The sequence below is a fragment of the Psychroserpens sp. AS72 genome (assembly GCF_038900375.1).
Lineage (GTDB): Bacteria > Bacteroidota > Bacteroidia > Flavobacteriales > Flavobacteriaceae > Psychroserpens.
In genome coordinates, this window is record NZ_JBBMRC010000005.1 from 49691 (window position 1) to 66050 (window position 16360).

General features: G+C 30.8%; 16 protein-coding genes. 5 read left to right on the plus strand and 11 right to left on the minus strand.

Annotation, left to right across the window (positions count from 1 at the left end; all coding sequences use genetic code 11):
- Positions 1–341 precede the first annotated feature (341 nt).
- From WNY78_RS10845 to WNY78_RS10860, 4 genes are all read right to left on the minus strand, one after another.
- Positions 342–1049 (minus strand): ABC transporter ATP-binding protein, encoded by a 708-nt coding sequence (locus WNY78_RS10845; protein ID WP_342873223.1) that lies wholly within the window; start codon positions 1047–1049, stop codon positions 342–344.
- A 12-nt stretch (positions 1050–1061) separates the two neighbouring features.
- The gene (locus WNY78_RS10850) at positions 1062–2531 is read right to left on the minus strand and encodes a DUF5687 family protein (RefSeq protein WP_342873224.1); all 1470 of its coding nucleotides are present in this window, start codon (positions 2529–2531) and stop codon (positions 1062–1064) included.
- 103 nt (positions 2532–2634) lie between these two features.
- Positions 2635–3288, minus strand: coding sequence for a hypothetical protein (locus tag WNY78_RS10855; RefSeq protein WP_342873225.1), 654 nt, complete (start codon positions 3286–3288; stop codon positions 2635–2637).
- A complete protein-coding gene (locus WNY78_RS10860; protein ID WP_342873226.1) occupies positions 3288–3626 on the minus strand; it encodes a PadR family transcriptional regulator in 339 nt (112 codons plus the stop codon). The genes WNY78_RS10855 and WNY78_RS10860 overlap by 1 nt, the downstream gene beginning before the upstream one ends.
- Before the next feature lie 109 nt (positions 3627–3735).
- Between WNY78_RS10860 and WNY78_RS10865 the strand changes: the two genes are divergently transcribed.
- On the plus strand, positions 3736–4791 hold the full coding sequence (locus tag WNY78_RS10865) for a ferredoxin--NADP reductase (protein WP_342873227.1): 1056 nt from the start codon (positions 3736–3738) through the stop codon (positions 4789–4791).
- A gap of 275 nt (positions 4792–5066) precedes the next feature.
- Here the strand turns inward: WNY78_RS10865 and WNY78_RS10870 are convergent, their stop codons facing one another.
- Both WNY78_RS10870 and WNY78_RS10875 read right to left on the minus strand, forming a co-directional pair.
- On the minus strand, positions 5067–6092 hold the full coding sequence (locus tag WNY78_RS10870) for a glycosyltransferase family 9 protein (protein ID WP_342873228.1): 1026 nt from the start codon (positions 6090–6092) through the stop codon (positions 5067–5069).
- A 95-nt stretch (positions 6093–6187) separates the two neighbouring features.
- Positions 6188–6796 carry a DUF4254 domain-containing protein gene (locus WNY78_RS10875; RefSeq protein ID WP_342873229.1) on the minus strand — a complete coding sequence of 203 codons (609 nt, stop codon included), beginning with the start codon at positions 6794–6796 and terminating at the stop codon, positions 6188–6190.
- Between the two features lie 71 nt (positions 6797–6867).
- On the opposite strand from WNY78_RS10875, the gene upp reads away from it, so the two are divergent.
- Positions 6868–7527: a uracil phosphoribosyltransferase gene (gene upp, locus WNY78_RS10880; protein WP_342873230.1), complete on the plus strand. Its 660-nt coding sequence runs from the start codon at positions 6868–6870 to the stop codon at positions 7525–7527.
- On the opposite strand, the gene WNY78_RS10885 is transcribed toward upp, so the two are convergent.
- Positions 7516–8439: a DUF6427 family protein gene (locus WNY78_RS10885; protein ID WP_342873231.1), complete on the minus strand. Its 924-nt coding sequence runs from the start codon at positions 8437–8439 to the stop codon at positions 7516–7518. The genes upp and WNY78_RS10885 overlap by 12 nt on opposite strands.
- Before the next feature lie 182 nt (positions 8440–8621).
- Between WNY78_RS10885 and WNY78_RS10890 the strand changes: the two genes are divergently transcribed.
- The gene (locus tag WNY78_RS10890) at positions 8622–8849 is read left to right on the plus strand and encodes a uracil phosphoribosyltransferase (protein WP_342873232.1); all 228 of its coding nucleotides are present in this window, start codon (positions 8622–8624) and stop codon (positions 8847–8849) included.
- On the opposite strand, the gene purD is transcribed toward WNY78_RS10890, so the two are convergent.
- On the minus strand, positions 8844–10115 hold the full coding sequence (gene purD / locus WNY78_RS10895) for a phosphoribosylamine--glycine ligase (RefSeq protein WP_342873233.1): 1272 nt from the start codon (positions 10113–10115) through the stop codon (positions 8844–8846). The two genes, WNY78_RS10890 and purD, sit on opposite strands and share 6 nt — an antisense overlap.
- 104 nt (positions 10116–10219) lie before the next feature.
- On the opposite strand from purD, the gene WNY78_RS10900 reads away from it, so the two are divergent.
- A complete protein-coding gene (locus WNY78_RS10900) occupies positions 10220–11539 on the plus strand; it encodes a phenylacetate--CoA ligase family protein (protein ID WP_342873234.1) in 1320 nt (439 codons plus the stop codon).
- Positions 11536–12696, plus strand: coding sequence for a glycosyltransferase family 4 protein (locus WNY78_RS10905; protein WP_342873235.1), 1161 nt, complete (start codon positions 11536–11538; stop codon positions 12694–12696). The genes WNY78_RS10900 and WNY78_RS10905 overlap by 4 nt, the downstream gene beginning before the upstream one ends.
- Here WNY78_RS10905 and WNY78_RS10910 read toward each other — a convergent pair.
- Genes WNY78_RS10910 through WNY78_RS10920 form a run of 3 tightly spaced genes read right to left on the minus strand, consistent with a single transcriptional unit; the run spans position 12693 to position 16349 of the window.
- Positions 12693–14051 (minus strand): undecaprenyl-phosphate glucose phosphotransferase, encoded by a 1359-nt coding sequence (locus tag WNY78_RS10910; protein WP_342873236.1) that lies wholly within the window; start codon positions 14049–14051, stop codon positions 12693–12695. The genes WNY78_RS10905 and WNY78_RS10910 overlap by 4 nt on opposite strands.
- Position 14052: 1 nt before the next feature.
- Positions 14053–15039, minus strand: a complete 987-nt coding sequence (locus tag WNY78_RS10915) for a UDP-glucuronic acid decarboxylase family protein (RefSeq protein ID WP_342873237.1) — start codon at positions 15037–15039, stop codon at positions 14053–14055.
- The gene (locus WNY78_RS10920; protein WP_342873238.1) at positions 15039–16349 is read right to left on the minus strand and encodes a UDP-glucose/GDP-mannose dehydrogenase family protein; all 1311 of its coding nucleotides are present in this window, start codon (positions 16347–16349) and stop codon (positions 15039–15041) included. The genes WNY78_RS10915 and WNY78_RS10920 overlap by 1 nt, the downstream gene beginning before the upstream one ends.
- Positions 16350–16360 lie beyond the last annotated feature (11 nt).

Sequence of the window (16360 nt, forward strand, 5' to 3'; positions counted from 1 at the left end):
AAGACTTTAAAAGATGTATTCAAAAGGTTTAGTTTTTTGTAAATACTATAACTAAAATCGCTCGCATATATTATGTAGCGCTGTAAAAATAAGCATCTTTTTGAATTATCATTGAAAAATGGTGGGTTTTTAGATGTTTTGAGTGTTTGACGGAAAGGTGTTTGCTGTTTAGTTGACTTACTCTTGCGGTTTATTCTAATCTTTTTTTCTCGCATAGTCGCGAAGGCACAAAGTTGCATGTGATTACTCTTTTAAAAGCAATACTATTTTATAATTAGTTCAAAGTATTCGTATTTAACAAGCTATTAGTTTGATTGGCTGCGTCTCTGCGAGAGAAAGTCTTAAACCAACTCAGAACCTGAAAAATGTGCTTCTAACTCTTTAAGTGTAGCAGCATTGGTTTCTAAATCTTTAACGACTTCACCTTTTTCTAGAACCACAATGCGCTCACAAACATCTGTAACATGCATTAAATCATGACTAGAAACTAATACAGTTACACCCTGTTTTTCTGCTAGATCTTTAATAATTCCTTTTAAACGAATTTGAGTTGTAGGATCTAAATTTGCAAATGGTTCATCTAGAATAATAACTTCTGGGTTTCCTATTAATGCAGCAACGATTCCTGCTTTTTTCTGGTTTCCTTTACTAAGATCACGTAGATACTTTTTTTGACCTAATATTTCGCCATGAAAAAAGTCTTCAAACTGAGATAAAAGTGCATTGACATCTGCCTTATTTTGTCCACGAAGATCACCAATGAAATAGAAATATTCTTCTGGTGTTAAATATCCAATAAGAAAGCTTTCATCAATAAAAGAGGATGTGAATGGTTTCCAATCTTCACTTTCATGAACCAAAACGTCATTATTTTTAATATGTCCAGTTGTTGGTTGAATAAGATCTAATAGCAAACTAAAATATGTTGTTTTACCTGCACCATTATTACCAACAAGACCAAAACTTTGTCCTTTTGGGATCTCTAAGTTATCTATATTTAAAACGGTTTTATTAGCGTATTTTTTTGAAAGGTTTGATGTAATTATCATGAGCTTATTGTTTTAATTTTGTTCTTTAAATCCAGCAACCATTGCATACTTTTTGGATCTATATATTTCTGTAATTTTATTTAATATTAGGTTTCTAAAGAGGATACCAATAACACCTACTGAGCCTAAAACTATTGATGCAATAATAGCATTAGATAATAAATATGGTATTAAATAAATTACAACTGGTAACCCAAGAAATGGAAATATAATAATCCATTGTGCTGCACTCATTCCTTGTGTATTCATCATTGGACTTTTCTCTAGATCAATTCTTTTTTTATTCATTGAAGAGATCAATAAAACCATTGGCATATTAATACCAATATTATAAAGTGCACAGGCAAAATTGATTACTAAAACCTCCCAACCAAAATAAACATAGGGAATTGACAATAAAAATAAAACCACAACACTAAAAGTAATAAGACCTGCTTTTGAGTCTAAATATTTACGTAAAGGGATATTTTGAGACATCATCATACTGTAATAAGAACTATCCCAAGATGGTATAAACTGCCCAAAGTTTGAAAGAAACATTCCTGTGATAAAAATTCCAGCAAAAACTAGTATTACTGGCATCTCAAGCATTTTATCATTAGTGTAAAAATAAAGTCCGTATAGCAAAAACAAAATGGATAGAAAGACTGTCATTCTAGGTCTTTTATTTCTCCAAATCAATTTTAAATCTAATTGTAAAAAAGGTGCAATATCACCAAAACGATTAGTCCAAGTAAGGTCTTGTGTTTTAGCTTCTTCTGTTTTTTGTTTTAATGATGCATCTAGAAATAGAAGACCTCTAAGGTTTTTATAATTTAAATAATACACCAACGCTAGAATAATGATTGGCACAATAGTTAATATAGGATTATTGTAAAGTACATTAAACGCTTTACCACAAACTGCAGAAATCTCAAATATATTATAGTACTCTAAACCGATTGCTAGAATTAAAACGCCTAGTATAGAATAGAAATAAACATTCTTTTTATTGATTAAAAAATTTAAAAAATTAATGATTAAAACAATACACACTAAAGAAACAAACCATGGCAATACATTAATTACAGGATACCCTTTGATAAGAAGTGTAATGCAAAAAGGGATGATCCAGAATAAAGACATCACATTAAAGAAGGATAAAGCTGATTTAGTTAACACATAATTAGTGATTTTATGTCTTGAAATGGCCAAGGTTAATAAAGGTTTGATATTTAATACTGGTAATTTTTGCATGAAATACCTTATCACTAATTCAATTAAAATCCAATAAATCAAATAATTATTTATGACTTCAATTGGGTCTAAATCTGGAACTAATTTCTTTAAAATCTTATATAAAAAAACACCTATAAACAAAAAAGCACCTATCATATAAAGTGCCATAAAGCCCATAAAAATTTTAATAGCTATGCTCTTTCCAAAATTAGCTGAACGAAAAAACTGCTTCCATTCTAGACTAACAAACTGTTTTACTCTCATGTATTGGTTGATTTTTTTATTCTGAAATGTTAGTAGATAAAAATCTTGTTTTGTTACAAACTAAATTCTGGACAGATAACCTTATAAGAGGTTGGTGCTTTATTTAGCCTTTGATATACTTATAATCATTATGATATTGATTAATAATTTTAACAGTGATTTTTATAATAATTAAACTCAATGTCGCAATAATTGATATTACAATTGCTACAATATAAAAGTTACTCTTACTTTGAATATATAGTCCAGAGAAAGCACACATAAAATGAAACAACTGAAAACAAATCATATATAAAAAAGCTAATCGTTCAATACCAGAAAATCGAGGTAGCTTAAACATTTTTAAAGCAAAAAAGTAAACTATGCAAAATGGGACAATTGATAATACTGGAAATAATGCCATATAATGCCTTAAATTTTCAACTTCAATAGTGGACAACCACTTATAACTTACAAAAAAGAATAAACTAAAGACGAGTAACGTTGGTAACTTATACAGTTCTCTCCATAACCTTCTATATATAGATTTATCTGCTCCTCTAATATATTTCTTATTATTCTCTAACAATGTAGACTTGTTATTTACCATATAAGATTTGAACGTCTCGTAGAATTCTGTGTGTTCTGAATCCAAGAGTTTTTCAATTTCTGAAGCAACATGATCTGTCATTTCCATGCGAATATCTGCATAAAAAATATCTGAGTTCTCTAGATAGTTTTCTATAAACTGAATGTGTTCTTTTTCTAATTTAACCATTACTCTAAACTCAATTTAGGATTCACCAAAACTTGCATTGTCTTAATATAGTCTTGCAATTCTTGTAATTTACTAATGGTCTCTTTATTGCCTTTCTCTGTTAATTTGTAATATTTACGTAATCTATTATCAACTTTTTTAACCTCAACGTCTAATAAACCTTCTGCTTCTAATTTATGAAGTGCAGGATATAAGGCACCTTCGGTAATTTTTAATTCACCTTTAGTAAGTTCTTTAACTTTTTGAGTGATTTCATAACCATACATTTTATCACTTTCGTTTAAAAGTTTTAAAATAATAGTCACTAAACTACCTTTATATAATTTTGAATTTGCCATACACCAAATATACATAATATTCTTATGCATATAGCTTTTATGTAATATTTTTTCATCTAAAAAAATGACAAAGTGTTTTAGCTTCATTATTTTTACAAAAAAATAAAATATGTCACACTTTCATAAGCTTTCAATTAAAGACATTACTAAGGAAACCGAAAATGCGGTTACTATAAGTTTTGACGTTCCGGAGGAATTAAAAAACACATATCGATTTAAAGCAGGACAGTATATCACTTTAAAAACAGACCTTAACGGTAACGAAGTAAGACGTGACTATTCGTTATGCTCTTCTCCTAAAAGCGGAGAACTTAAAGTTGCTGTTAAAGAAGTTGAAGATGGTACTTTTTCTGCATACGCTAATACTCAATTACGTGTTGGAGATGTGTTAGAAGTGGCACCTCCTAAAGGTCGTTTTGTGTTTGAACCAAATGATTCTAAAACTAAAAATATTGGGTTATTCGCTGCAGGAAGTGGCATCACTCCAATATTAAGTATCATTAAGTGTGCTTTAGAAGAAGAAGTTTTAAGTAAAATCATCCTTGTTTATGGAAACAAAAAAACAGAGGATACGATGTTTTTAAATGAATTATTACAACTTCAACATGAGTATAAAGATCGTTTTGGGATCCAATTTGTTTTTAGTCAGGCAGATGAGGAAGATGCTATTTTTGGTCGTATAGAGAAAAGTACTGTGAATTTTGTAATGAAAAATAAGTACAAGCATATTGATGTTGATGCTTATTATTTATGTGGTCCAGAAGGGATGATTCATACCGTTAAAGATGTTTTGACAGATCATGGTACAGACAAAGACCGTATTCATTTTGAACTTTTCAAAGCTGCAAAACCAGCAGTTGTTGATGATGGAGCCGTTTCTAGCGGAAAAACTAAAATAACAGTTCTTGTAGATGATGAAACATTCACTTTTGAAATGTCTCAAAAACAAACCATTTTGGAAGCTGCATTAGATGAAGATATTGATGCTCCTTATTCATGTCAAGGCGGAATTTGTAGTAGTTGTATTGCCAAAATTACCGAAGGTGAAGCTACCATGAGGCAAAATAATATTTTAACAGATGGTGAATTAGCAGAAGGTTTAATATTAACCTGTCAAGCACAACCCACAACTCCAACAATTAAAGTTGATTATGATGACGTATAATACCAAATAAACGTCATCAATCATTAAAATATTCAATAGTTTAAATTACACATCACCTAATTTAATTAAGTTTAAACCCTAAAAACGAACACTTTGTCGAAAAAATAAAAAATTTTCCTACCTATTCTTCTTAGCTAATTTTAATCAAAATACTTTCGCTATAGATTAGAGTTTAATCATAGGGATTATCTAAAAATTCTAAATCTTGCCTCGTTCTTCTGGAACGAGGCTTTTTTTTTAATTTCAAACCTTTAAACTAGAAATAAATGTTATGTCTAACTTAGGTTTAAAGTCTTATTTATTTTTGAAATTATGGTACCTGGAGCAATAGTACGCATTGCATTTTCATAGTCTTCTGGACATTTATTACCATAGACTGATGTTGGTATTTTAGGATATGTTATCCTATCAGCTAAAATAGCAGAATCTAACGTCGTATTAAAAGGTAAAAATCCTGCATAAGGATGTGTAACTCCCCAAACTGTAATTACTTTAACACCTAACATGGCAGCAATATGTGCATTACCAGAATCCATAGCGAGCATGAGATCTAAATTAGATATAATGTCTAGTTCTTCGCTTAAAGAAAATTGACCTGCAAGATTTATAATATTGTCACCTTGATTAGCTAAGGTATTCAATATTATTTTTTCTTCATTTCCTGCTCCAAATAATAACACTTTATAATCCTTTGAAAGCGTTTCTATAACTGTTGTCATTAAATCTAATGGATACATTTTACAATCAAAAGCTGCAAAAGGCGCAATGCCTATCCATGGTTTTGAGTCGTTACCTATAATCTTTATGAATTTTTCTTTTAGGTTTTCTTTCTTCGGAAAATTAGGTTGACTCAAATCAATTGGATATCCTAATTTTTCAAAAACATCAGCATAGCGTTGATGTGTCGTTTTTAGTTGCTTGAATGATTGTCCGTTTACCAAAGCCTTCTTTTCTTCACGACCTTTATCTATTTGCACCACGCGTTTTCCGAAGAGAAAAAATTTCAAAATCTTACTTCTTAAAACATTATGCAAATCTGCAATGCTGTCTATATTTAAAGTTTTGAGCTCTTTTGATAATTTATAAAGTCCAAAAACACCTTTATGTTTCCCTTTTATATCTGCAGAAACAACAGTAATATTAGGAATATCTCTAAAAAAAGGGGTAAAAAATGGTCTGGTTAAAACTGTAAGTTTAATTTCAGGATATTGATTTGTAAATGCACGTAAAACAGGTACTGTCATTGCAACGTCACCCATTGCTGAGAGCCTAATTACTAGAATGTGATTTGGTTTTGGCATAGTAATGGATTGTCACACTGAGCGCAGTCAAAGTGCTTTTTGGTGTCGCCATAAAATGGTCTTCGACTGCGCTCAGACTGACAATAAAGTAATATTTACTTCTGTGAACGTAGTACAGGATTAAGTTCGTCGTCATTATACATTTTCATCTGCTTATAGACTTTCATGTACTTATCACCTTTACTTATATCCTCTATTAGCGTATCAATAGCAGTTGATAAATCAACACGCTGTTCTAATAAAATATCTAATTTTGTTTGACAAGCAGCTCTATGAGCATCTGAGGCATCTTTACGAGTTGCTTCTTCGTTCATATGATACACTTTAAGTGCTAAAATAGATAATCTGTCAATTCCCCAAGCAGGACTTTCAGTATTTATAGTTGCATTCGCTTTTGGAGAAACATCTTTATATTTTTCTAGAAAATAACTATCAATATATTCAACCATATCTGTTCTATCTTGATTAGAAGCATCAATTTGGCGTTTCAATTTTAAAGCAGCAACCGGATCTATTTGAGGATCACGAATAATGTCTTCATAGTGCCATTGAACGGTGTCAATCCAACATTTTCTATATAATAAATGTTCTAATAAGTTTGATTCTTTATTATAAGGATTTGTAAATGGCTGATCTACTGTATTAATGACATGATATTTTGCAATAACATCCTGAAATATTTTATTGGCTTTTTCTGAAAACATAATATAAAATTTTAGACTACAAATATATGGGTATTTATTAACTTTAGCACTCATAAAATGAACACTCAACTATGCACATTCATAATTTATCACAAGAAGATTCTATATTAAATTCTTTCATTTCAGAAATTAGAGACGTCAACATCCAAACAGATCGTATGCGTTTTAGACGAAACATTGAACGTATTGGTGAAGTTTTATGTTATGAAATGAGCAAAACCCTAGATTTTTCTCCTAAAACTATCACAACACCTTTAGGGAAAAGTGAGACCAAACTCATTAATGATGATATTGTATTGTGTTCTATTTTAAGAGCTGGTGTACCGCTTCACAACGGACTCCTAAACTACTTTGATGAGGCTGAAAACGCGTTTATTTCGGCCTATAGACATCATAAAGACAATCCAGAGACCTTTGAGATTATTGTAGAATATTTAGCCTGTCCTAGTTTGGAAGGTAAAACATTAATTCTTGCAGATCCTATGTTGGCAACTGGTCAATCTATGGTTGCAACTTTTGAGGCTCTAAAACCTTTTGGTACGCCAAAAAACATTCATTTAGTGAGTGTTATTGGAGCTCAAGATGGTGTGGATTTTGTTAATAATCACTTCGGAAAAGATACACACCTATGGATTGCTACTGTAGATAAATCGTTAAGCAAAGAAGGTTACATCGTTCCTGGATTAGGTGATGCAGGTGATTTAGCCTTCGGAAAAAAATTACAGCATTAATAAAATTATTGGTGTTATAGTAAGAACCCAAAGCAAGGTTTCTTTAAACCATTTTTCTGAAATTACTTCTATATAATTAGTCATAATAATAGATAAAGGTGCAAATAGAAAAAGGAACTCACTACCATTTTTTGAAGGCGCAATTGCTAAGATTGCTAATCCTATAATAGCAGATAATATTATTAGTTTAAACGAAGGTCTATAGCTCTTCATTTGAGACTTTATGTTTTTTATGTAGTAAAACAAAGACCACAAACCAAATGATAATAATAATGTAGAACTTATTATAATACGCTTAGAGTTTAAAGGACTAAAATCTACACTATAATCTAACAATCCTGAAACGTAACTAACAATATCTTTATCTATTATAATAAAGTAAGACACAGCAATAACTGCTACAGTAGCTATACCTACAATTGGGATTAAATAATTCTTAAGATCTGTAATTACATACACCAATAATGCAGCAAAAATCAATATAAAAAACAATACAGACCAAAAATAAAAAAGTGTTGCAATTGAAATCCAAACTGAAGCATCAAACAGCTTTTTCTTTATGTCTTTTTGAGACCGTAGACTTATAATACGTCTTAATGCTAATAGAATAAAAAAGTTAGCAAATAATAGATTAGTGTTTAATGTTGTCTGTGGTAAAATGGCAAAGTATAATACAAAGAGAAGAATATTATAACTGTTCTTTTTGGTTAAGCCATTACGACTAACCAGGAAATCAAAAACAAAAATCGAAAATAATGCAATCAGAAATAGACCTAATTGCTCACCAAAGATCATCATGTCAAAACCTGAAGAAAACATCTTAAATCTACTCATAGTAAAAACCAATAATAGTATGACACTAACAACGATATAGTGTATTGGTTTTGATTTGCTAAAAAAATTTGAAATCATTGCAGTAGTTAAAACCTAAGTTAGACCTAATATTTGTATTCAGTTTGAGTGGATTTTTATTCAATTCACAATTAAAATTATGAAAGACTAACTAGTTAATTTAAAAAAATATGTAATTTTGCACTGTAAATATATGATTATACCAACGAAGCTTGATAAAAGTTTCTATAAAATATAACTTAATGAAAGACTTTTTTAACGCTATACAAGATTTATTCGTAGATTTTTTATTCGCTCCTTTTGATGCTCTTAGAGCTTTAGAATTAGAAAACTGGTGGTCAGCAAATTTAATATCTTGGATGTTTATCATCATATGCATAGTAGCCATGGTATATTGGATGTTACAATTAAAAGAACATAGTAAAAACAACGAAGAAGATAAGAGTGTGACTTCTCATTCTTATCTATAAATCGAAACCAATATCTTTTCGATAATTCATCTTATCAAAATGTAGTTTATCTATATTTTGATAAGATTTTTTTATGGCTTCTTGGTACGTATTTCCATATGATGTTATTGCCATAACACGTCCTCCAGAAGTTACAGTTTTACCCTCTTTTATAATTGCTCCAGCATGAAAAGCAATAGAATCTTCTACATTATTAATTCCTGTAATTTCTTTTCCTTTTTCATACGCTTCTGGATAACCACCAGACACTAACATTACTGTGGTTGCTGCTCTATCGTCTATTTCAATATCAATCTCGTTGAGACGTTCTTCTGCAATAGCCTTAAGTATTTCTACAAAATCGGTTTTTACTCTAGGCAATACAACTTCTGTTTCTGGATCTCCCATTCTTACATTGTACTCAATCACTTTTGGATCATCACCAACCTTGATTAAACCAATAAATACAAATCCTTTGTATGGTAAATTGTCTTTAATTAAACCATTAATTGTAGGTTTCACAATGCGTTCTTCAATTTTATTTAAAAACTCTTCAGTAGCAAAAGGCACTGGAGACACTGCTCCCATTCCACCAGTATTTAAACCTGTATCACCTTCTCCTATTCGTTTATAATCTTTAGCTGTAGGTAAAATTTTATAGTTTTTCCCATCTGTTAGTACAAAACAGCTTAATTCAATTCCGTCGAGAAACTCTTCAATGACCACTTTGGAACTAGCTGTTCCAAACTTAGCATCAACGAGCATACTTTTAAGTTCAGCTTTTGCTTCATTTAGATCATTAAGAATTAGCACACCTTTTCCTGCAGCTAAACCATCGGCTTTTAAAACATAAGGAGGACTTAACGTTTCTAGAAATTTATAACCATCCTCTACATTATTGGCATTAAAGCTTTCATAAGCAGCAGTTGGAATATTATGTTTAAATAAAAACTCTTTAGCAAACTCTTTACTGCCTTCTAATTCTGCAGCTGCTTTTTGAGGTCCTATAACAGCAACATGTTGTAATTGTTCGTCATTTAAAAAGAAATCATGAATGCCTTGTACTAATGGATCTTCTGGTCCAACAACAACCATATCAATTTTATGTTCAATAACTAGTGTTTTAATGGCTTCAAAATCGGTTACTTTAATATCAACATTCGTTGCTATTTGTGCAGTACCAGAATTTCCAGGTGCAACAAAAATTTTATCGCATAATTGGCTTTGAGCTATTTTCCATGCAAATGTGTGCTCTCTACCTCCAGATCCAAGAATTAAAATTGTCATGTTTTCAATTTGTTTGCGTAAAAATAATTGTTTTTACGCGTTTCGAAGTTTCTAAACAAGACTTTTTTTCTTTACTTTACATCCAACACAAACCTTATCCTCTTTTGAACCTTTTTGATTTTTCTTTGCGATTAAATGGCTACCCTTTGGATAAGGCAAAAAGTGAATTGGCTCAAATTCAGCAAAAAAGTGATATTGATTTCAAAACCTTTTTAGATGACAAGCTCAAAGCTATCGTGAGTTATCATTTTGAAAACAACACCTTCTATAAATCATTAGCTCCAAAAGCAAATTCAATATCATGGTCTTCAATACCTGTAATGACAAAAAAGGATTTGCAACAACCTCTAGAAGAACGATTATCAAAAGGATTTACAACTAAAAATGTATACGTTAACAAAACGTCTGGATCTTCTGGTGATCCATTTATATTTGCTAAGGATAAATTTTGTCATGCGCTAACTTGGGCAGTAATTCAAAATAGGTTTGGTTGGTATGGATTAGATTTTAATAGCTCTCGTCAGGCTCGTTTTTACGGAATTCCGTTAGATAAAAAAGGATATTATAAGGAGCGTTTTAAAGATCGTTTAAGTAAACGCTATCGGTTTTCGGTATTTGATTTAAGTGACACAGCTTTTGAAGAGCATTTACAAAAGTTTAAAGCAACTTCGTTTGATTATATCAATGGTTACACGAGTTCTATCGTACAATTCGCGAAATTTCTTGAGCGACAATCTATCTGTTTAACCTCTATTTGTCCAACATTGAGAGCTTGTGTGGTAACTTCGGAAATGTTATTTGATAACGATAAAAAGCTAATGGAACAACAATTTGGAGTTCCAGTAATTAACGAATATGGTGCCTCTGAATTGGATTTAATCGCTTTTCAAAACACCAATAATGATTGGCAACTCAATAGTGAAACCTTATATGTTGAAATATTAGATGATCATGATGAAATTCTTCCTTATGGTGAAGAAGGACGCATCGTAATTACCTCTTTATATAACAAAGCACATCCATTTATTAGATATGATATTGGTGATGTTGGAGTGCTTTCTGAAATGAGCACACTAAAAAAACCAATCTTAAAAACCTTAATTGGTAGAACCAATGATATTGCTATTTTACCTAGTGGAAAAAAAGCTGCAGGTCTTACGTTTTACTATATTACTAAAAGTATTATTGAGGATGATGGAAACGTAAAGGAGTTTGTTATTGAACAATTAGAAGCCCATCTTTTTAAAGTTATTTATGTGAGCGAAATGCAACTTTCCGAAGAAAAAAAGAATACCATAACTCAAGAGATGGAACGTTATCTCGAACAAGGATTGACCATAACTTTTGAAAGACAATCGACATTAAAACGGTCTAAAAGCGGAAAACTTAAACAGTTTACATCGCACGTGACCTCAACCATATGAAAAAGGAGGTATTAATCATTACTAGCTATTTTCCTCCAGAAATTGGAGCAGCTTCCAACAGAATTTTTCAGTTGGCAAATGGTTTACAACATGATTTTAACGTCACTGTTTTAACACCTTTACCCAATTATCCTACTGGCAAAATTTTTGATGACTATAAGGGTAAATTCAGGCACATTTCCGAAGAAAAAAATATAACTATTAACCGTCTTTGGATTTATGCAAGCAACTCAAAAAACAAGCTGTTACGATTAATTGCAATGTTATCTTATAGTTTTAGTTTGGTTTGGTTTTTTATGTGGAATAAAATCCCGAAAACGGTTATTGTGCAGTCTCCTCCACTACTAGTCGCCTTTACTTCTATGCTTTTTCTTAGGAAAAAAAATAGAAACCTCATCTTAAACGTGAGTGATCTTTGGCCAATTGCTGGTTTAGAATTGGGAGCTCTTAAAAAGAATTTTAGCTACAAAATGCTAGAGAATATTGAACACTTTAATTATAAAAAAGCAAGTCTTATTTTAGGCCAAAGCGAAGAAATTTTAGCTCATGTGAAGTCAATATTTCCTGAGAAAAAAACCTTTTTATACAGAAACTACCCAGATTTTCAGCCTCCAAAAATTGAACAATCATCAACTAATGATAAGTTAACAATAGTATATGCTGGTCTATTGGGTATTGCTCAAGGCATCTATAAATTGTGTACTGAGTTAGATTATACTCATATTGAATTTCATATTTATGGCTCGGGAGCTGAGCAATCTTTAATTGAAGATTTTGTATCTCAACATCCAGATTTACCTATTATTTTTCATGGTCGAGTGACAAGAGATGAGCTTCATCCACTTTTATTGACATATGATATCGCAATCATTCCTTTATTAAATAGAATTTATGGTAGTGTGCCTTCAAAAATATTTGAATATGCACGTTTAGGCATGCCAATGCTTTATTTTGGTGGTGGTGAAGGTGAAGACGTTATTAGAAATAATAATTTGGGCTGGATTGCAACGTCTGGTGATTATGATGATTTAAATACTGTAATAGCTACTATTAAAAGTGAATCATTGACAATAGACAGAAAAGAAAACATTCAAAATACTGCTGTTCGTAATTTTGATTTCGATAAGCAGCTGGAATCATTAAAAGCTATAATTTAATATGCTTTATCTTCTCCTTTAACGGCATTCATAAATGTTTTTGTAATGATTTTTAGGTCTAAAAGTAAAGACCAGTTTTCTATATAAAATATATCATATTTTACGCGTCCAATGATATCTTTATCTGATTCTATTTCTCCTCTAAAACCACTAATTTGAGCTAAACCTGTAATACCAGGCTTTACAAAATGGCGCACCATAAATTTATCAATCTTTTTTGCATACATATTGGTATGACTAACCATATGAGGTCTTGGTCCTACTACAGACATATCTCCAAAAAGCACATTGAAAAACTGTGGCAATTCATCTATACTCGTTTTTCTAATGAATTTACCCATTTTAGTAATACGTTGATCGCCTCTAGTTGCTTGATATAAATGAGCATCTTTATTAGGCGTCATTGATCTAAATTTATAACAATCAAATTCTTTATAATTAAAACCATTTCTAGACTGTTTAAAAAACACAGGTCCTTTTGATTCTAACTTAATTAATATGGCGATTATAGGTGTTAACCATGATAAGATGAAAATGACAACTAAACTAGAAAAAAGAATATCAAAAGTTCTTTTTAAAACGGTATTAAAAGAGTCTTCTAGTGGTATATTTCTAAGTGATAAAATTGGTATGTAATCATAATACTCATACTTTAATTTTTTAGAGTATATATCTTTATTATCTGGAAGGAATTTTAAGATTTTAAGATTATTGTCTGCAAAATCTGAAATCTCACTAATTTGAAGATTAGTTAACTCAGAAATTGAGCAGTAAATCTCATCAATTTCTTCTTTTTTAATGGCTTCAAAATAGCTTTGTAAGTTGATACTCTTTCTATCCTTTAAATTAAATGTTTTGACATGTACGTAGCCATATTCTGGGTTTTGATTAAAGAAGGTTTCTAATGCTCTTGTTTTTTTATTGTCGCCAAATATAACTGTACGTCTAAAATTTCCACCGAAAGAAACTCTATACTTTTGTAATAGGTAATAGATTGTGAATTTAAAAAACGTAATCCCTAGAAATACAGAAATAATAAATTTAAATATTGTATTTGGGTAGATATTTAATGTATGATAGTATCCTGCAAATGCAAAAATGATTAGGGTAAACAAAATCATTTGTTTGAGTATTAAAGAATAAATCTTCACCTCTCTTGTATATCTATATACTTCGTAGAATTTAGAATATACAGATAATGTAATCCATGCAATTGATGTAAAAACTATAAATATGATTGGATCAATATTTATAAAAAAATACAAGATTGCAAAACCATTAATAATACTTAAATCAATTAAATATGAAATTGGCCTTAAATACCCTGAATATCGTCCTTGTTTAAATAAACTCAAATTACGGTTTTATGTGTTTAGAAAAGTCTCTATGATCTCTTTTAAAAAGGTCTTCATTTGATAAACTCTTGAAATACTCAAATGTTTTCACCATACCTTCTTCTCTTTCTACCTTTGGTTCCCAATTTAGCAATTTTTTTGCTAAAGTTATATCTGGTTGTCGCTGTAATGGATCATCTACAGGTAAGTCTTTATAAATAACTTTTTGTGTTGTATTTGTTAATTTAATAATCTCCTCAGCAAAATCACTTATAGATATCTCATGAGGATTACCAATATTTACAGGATACACATAGTCACTAAGTAAAAGTCTATATATGCCTTCAACTTGGTCGTCTATATAACAAAAAGATCGGGTTTGAGAACCATCACCAAAAACCGTTAAGTCTTCTCCTCTTAGTGCTTGTCCCATAAAAGCAGGAATAACTCTCCCATCATTAAGTCTCATTCTAGGACCATACGTATTAAAAATACGAACTATTCTGGTCTCAACACCATGAAACCTATGATAAGCCATAGTTATTGATTCTTGGAATCGTTTAGCTTCATCATAAACACCTCTAGGGCCTATGGTATTGACATTGCCATAATAATCTTCTGTTTGTGGATGCACAAGTGGATCACCATAGACTTCAGACGTTGATGCAATTAATAACCTCGCTTTTTTTGCTTTAGCCAATCCTAATAAGTTATGTGTACCTAACGAACCTACTTTAAGTGTTTGTATTGGGATTTTTAAATAATCTATTGGACTTGCTGGTGAGGCAAAATGTAAGATATAATCTAGATTTTTGTCGACTTTTATATACTCTGTCACATCGTGTTCAATGAACTCAAAATTTACGTTAGATTCTAAATGCTCTAAATTTCGTTTATCACCAGTTATAAAGTTATCCATACCTATAACTTTGTAGCCTTCATTAATAAAACGATCGCATAAATGTGAGCCTAAAAAACCTGCAGCTCCAGTTATAAGTATATTTTTCATTAATTAATTGTATTACGTCCTATTGAAGTGTAAGAAAACCCTTCGCTTTTTACATCATTAACATCATAAAGATTTCTTCCATCAAAAATTACTAGTGCTTTCATTTTTGATTTTAACTTGTTAAAATCGGGTGTTCTAAATATACTCCATTCTGTACATATAATCAAAGCATCAACATCATTTGTAGCATCATACATATGCTCTGAGTAATACAATTTATTTCCATATCTCTTTTCAACATTCTCCATTGCTTCTGGATCAAAAACTCTTATAGATGCGCCTTCTTTTAAAAGCTCATCAATCATATACAAGGCTGGAGCTTCTCTAATATCGTCTGTTTCTGGTTTAAATGCTAATCCCCAAACTCCAAATGATTTACCTTTTAATGAATTGTTGAAATGTGATGTTATTTTAGGCATTAATATTTTTTTCTGAATATCATTAACCTTGATTACAGATTTTAAAATATCAAATTCATATCCATTGTCTTCTCCAGATTTATATAATGCTTTTACATCCTTTGGAAAACATGAGCCACCATATCCTATTCCTGGAAACAAAAAACGTTTTCCAATTCTAGAGTCTGTACCCATACCTACTCTCACTTTATCTACATCTGCACCAACTTTTTCACAAAAGTTAGCAATCTCATTCATAAACGTAATTTTGGTTGCTAAAAAAGAATTTGCAGCATATTTAGTAAGCTCAGCAGAACGCTCATCCATAATTATTATTGGATTGCCAGAACGTACAAAAGGCTTGTAGAGTCTTTCCATTAATTTTGTAGCTCTATCAGAACTAGATCCTACTATAATTCGTTCTGGTTTTAAAAAGTCATCTACGGCAAAACCTTCTCTTAAAAATTCTGGATTTGATACAACATCAAATTCGACATTAGTTTCGTTAGCTATAGTTTCTTTCACTCTATCTGAAGTACCAACAGGAACAGTGCTTTTATCAACAATAACTTTATATTCTTTTAGTTGTTTACCAATATCTTTTGCAACACCTAAAACATAAGATAAATCTGCAGAACCATCTTCGTCTTCTGGAGTAGGCAACGCTAAAAATATAATATCACCATGTTCTAGTCCTTCTGATAATGATGTAGAAAATTTAAGTCGGTTAGCTTTTATATTACGCTCAAATAAAACATCTAAATGAGGTTCATAGATTGGAACAATACCGTTTTGCATTTGTTCAACTTTATTTTGATCTATATCTATACAAAGTACTTCATTTCCTGTTTCTGCAAGACAAGTGCCTGTTACCAAGCCAACATAGCCTGTTCCTATTACGGATATTTTCATGCATTATTATA

Excerpts from the sequence above, each read along its gene's own strand:
- WNY78_RS10845 (WP_342873223.1), bottom strand. The coding sequence starts at position 1,049 with ATGATAATTACATCAAACCTTTCAAAAAAATACGCTAATAAAACCGTT.
- WNY78_RS10850 (WP_342873224.1), bottom strand. The coding sequence starts at position 2,531 with ATGAGAGTAAAACAGTTTGTTAGTCTAGAATGGAAGCAGTTTTTTCGT.
- WNY78_RS10855 (WP_342873225.1), bottom strand. The coding sequence starts at position 3,288 with ATGGTTAAATTAGAAAAAGAACACATTCAGTTTATAGAAAACTATCTA.
- WNY78_RS10860 (WP_342873226.1), bottom strand. The coding sequence starts at position 3,626 with ATGGCAAATTCAAAATTATATAAAGGTAGTTTAGTGACTATTATTTTA.
- WNY78_RS10865 (WP_342873227.1), top strand. The coding sequence starts at position 3,736 with ATGTCACACTTTCATAAGCTTTCAATTAAAGACATTACTAAGGAAACC.
- WNY78_RS10870 (WP_342873228.1), bottom strand. The coding sequence starts at position 6,092 with ATGCCAAAACCAAATCACATTCTAGTAATTAGGCTCTCAGCAATGGGT.
- WNY78_RS10875 (WP_342873229.1), bottom strand. The coding sequence starts at position 6,796 with ATGTTTTCAGAAAAAGCCAATAAAATATTTCAGGATGTTATTGCAAAA.
- upp (WP_342873230.1), top strand. The coding sequence starts at position 6,868 with ATGCACATTCATAATTTATCACAAGAAGATTCTATATTAAATTCTTTC.
- WNY78_RS10885 (WP_342873231.1), bottom strand. The coding sequence starts at position 8,439 with ATGATTTCAAATTTTTTTAGCAAATCAAAACCAATACACTATATCGTT.
- WNY78_RS10890 (WP_342873232.1), top strand. The coding sequence starts at position 8,622 with ATGAAAGACTTTTTTAACGCTATACAAGATTTATTCGTAGATTTTTTA.
- purD (WP_342873233.1), bottom strand. The coding sequence starts at position 10,115 with ATGACAATTTTAATTCTTGGATCTGGAGGTAGAGAGCACACATTTGCA.
- WNY78_RS10905 (WP_342873235.1), top strand. The coding sequence starts at position 11,536 with ATGAAAAAGGAGGTATTAATCATTACTAGCTATTTTCCTCCAGAAATT.
- WNY78_RS10915 (WP_342873237.1), bottom strand. The coding sequence starts at position 15,039 with ATGAAAAATATACTTATAACTGGAGCTGCAGGTTTTTTAGGCTCACAT.
- WNY78_RS10920 (WP_342873238.1), bottom strand. The coding sequence starts at position 16,349 with ATGAAAATATCCGTAATAGGAACAGGCTATGTTGGCTTGGTAACAGGC.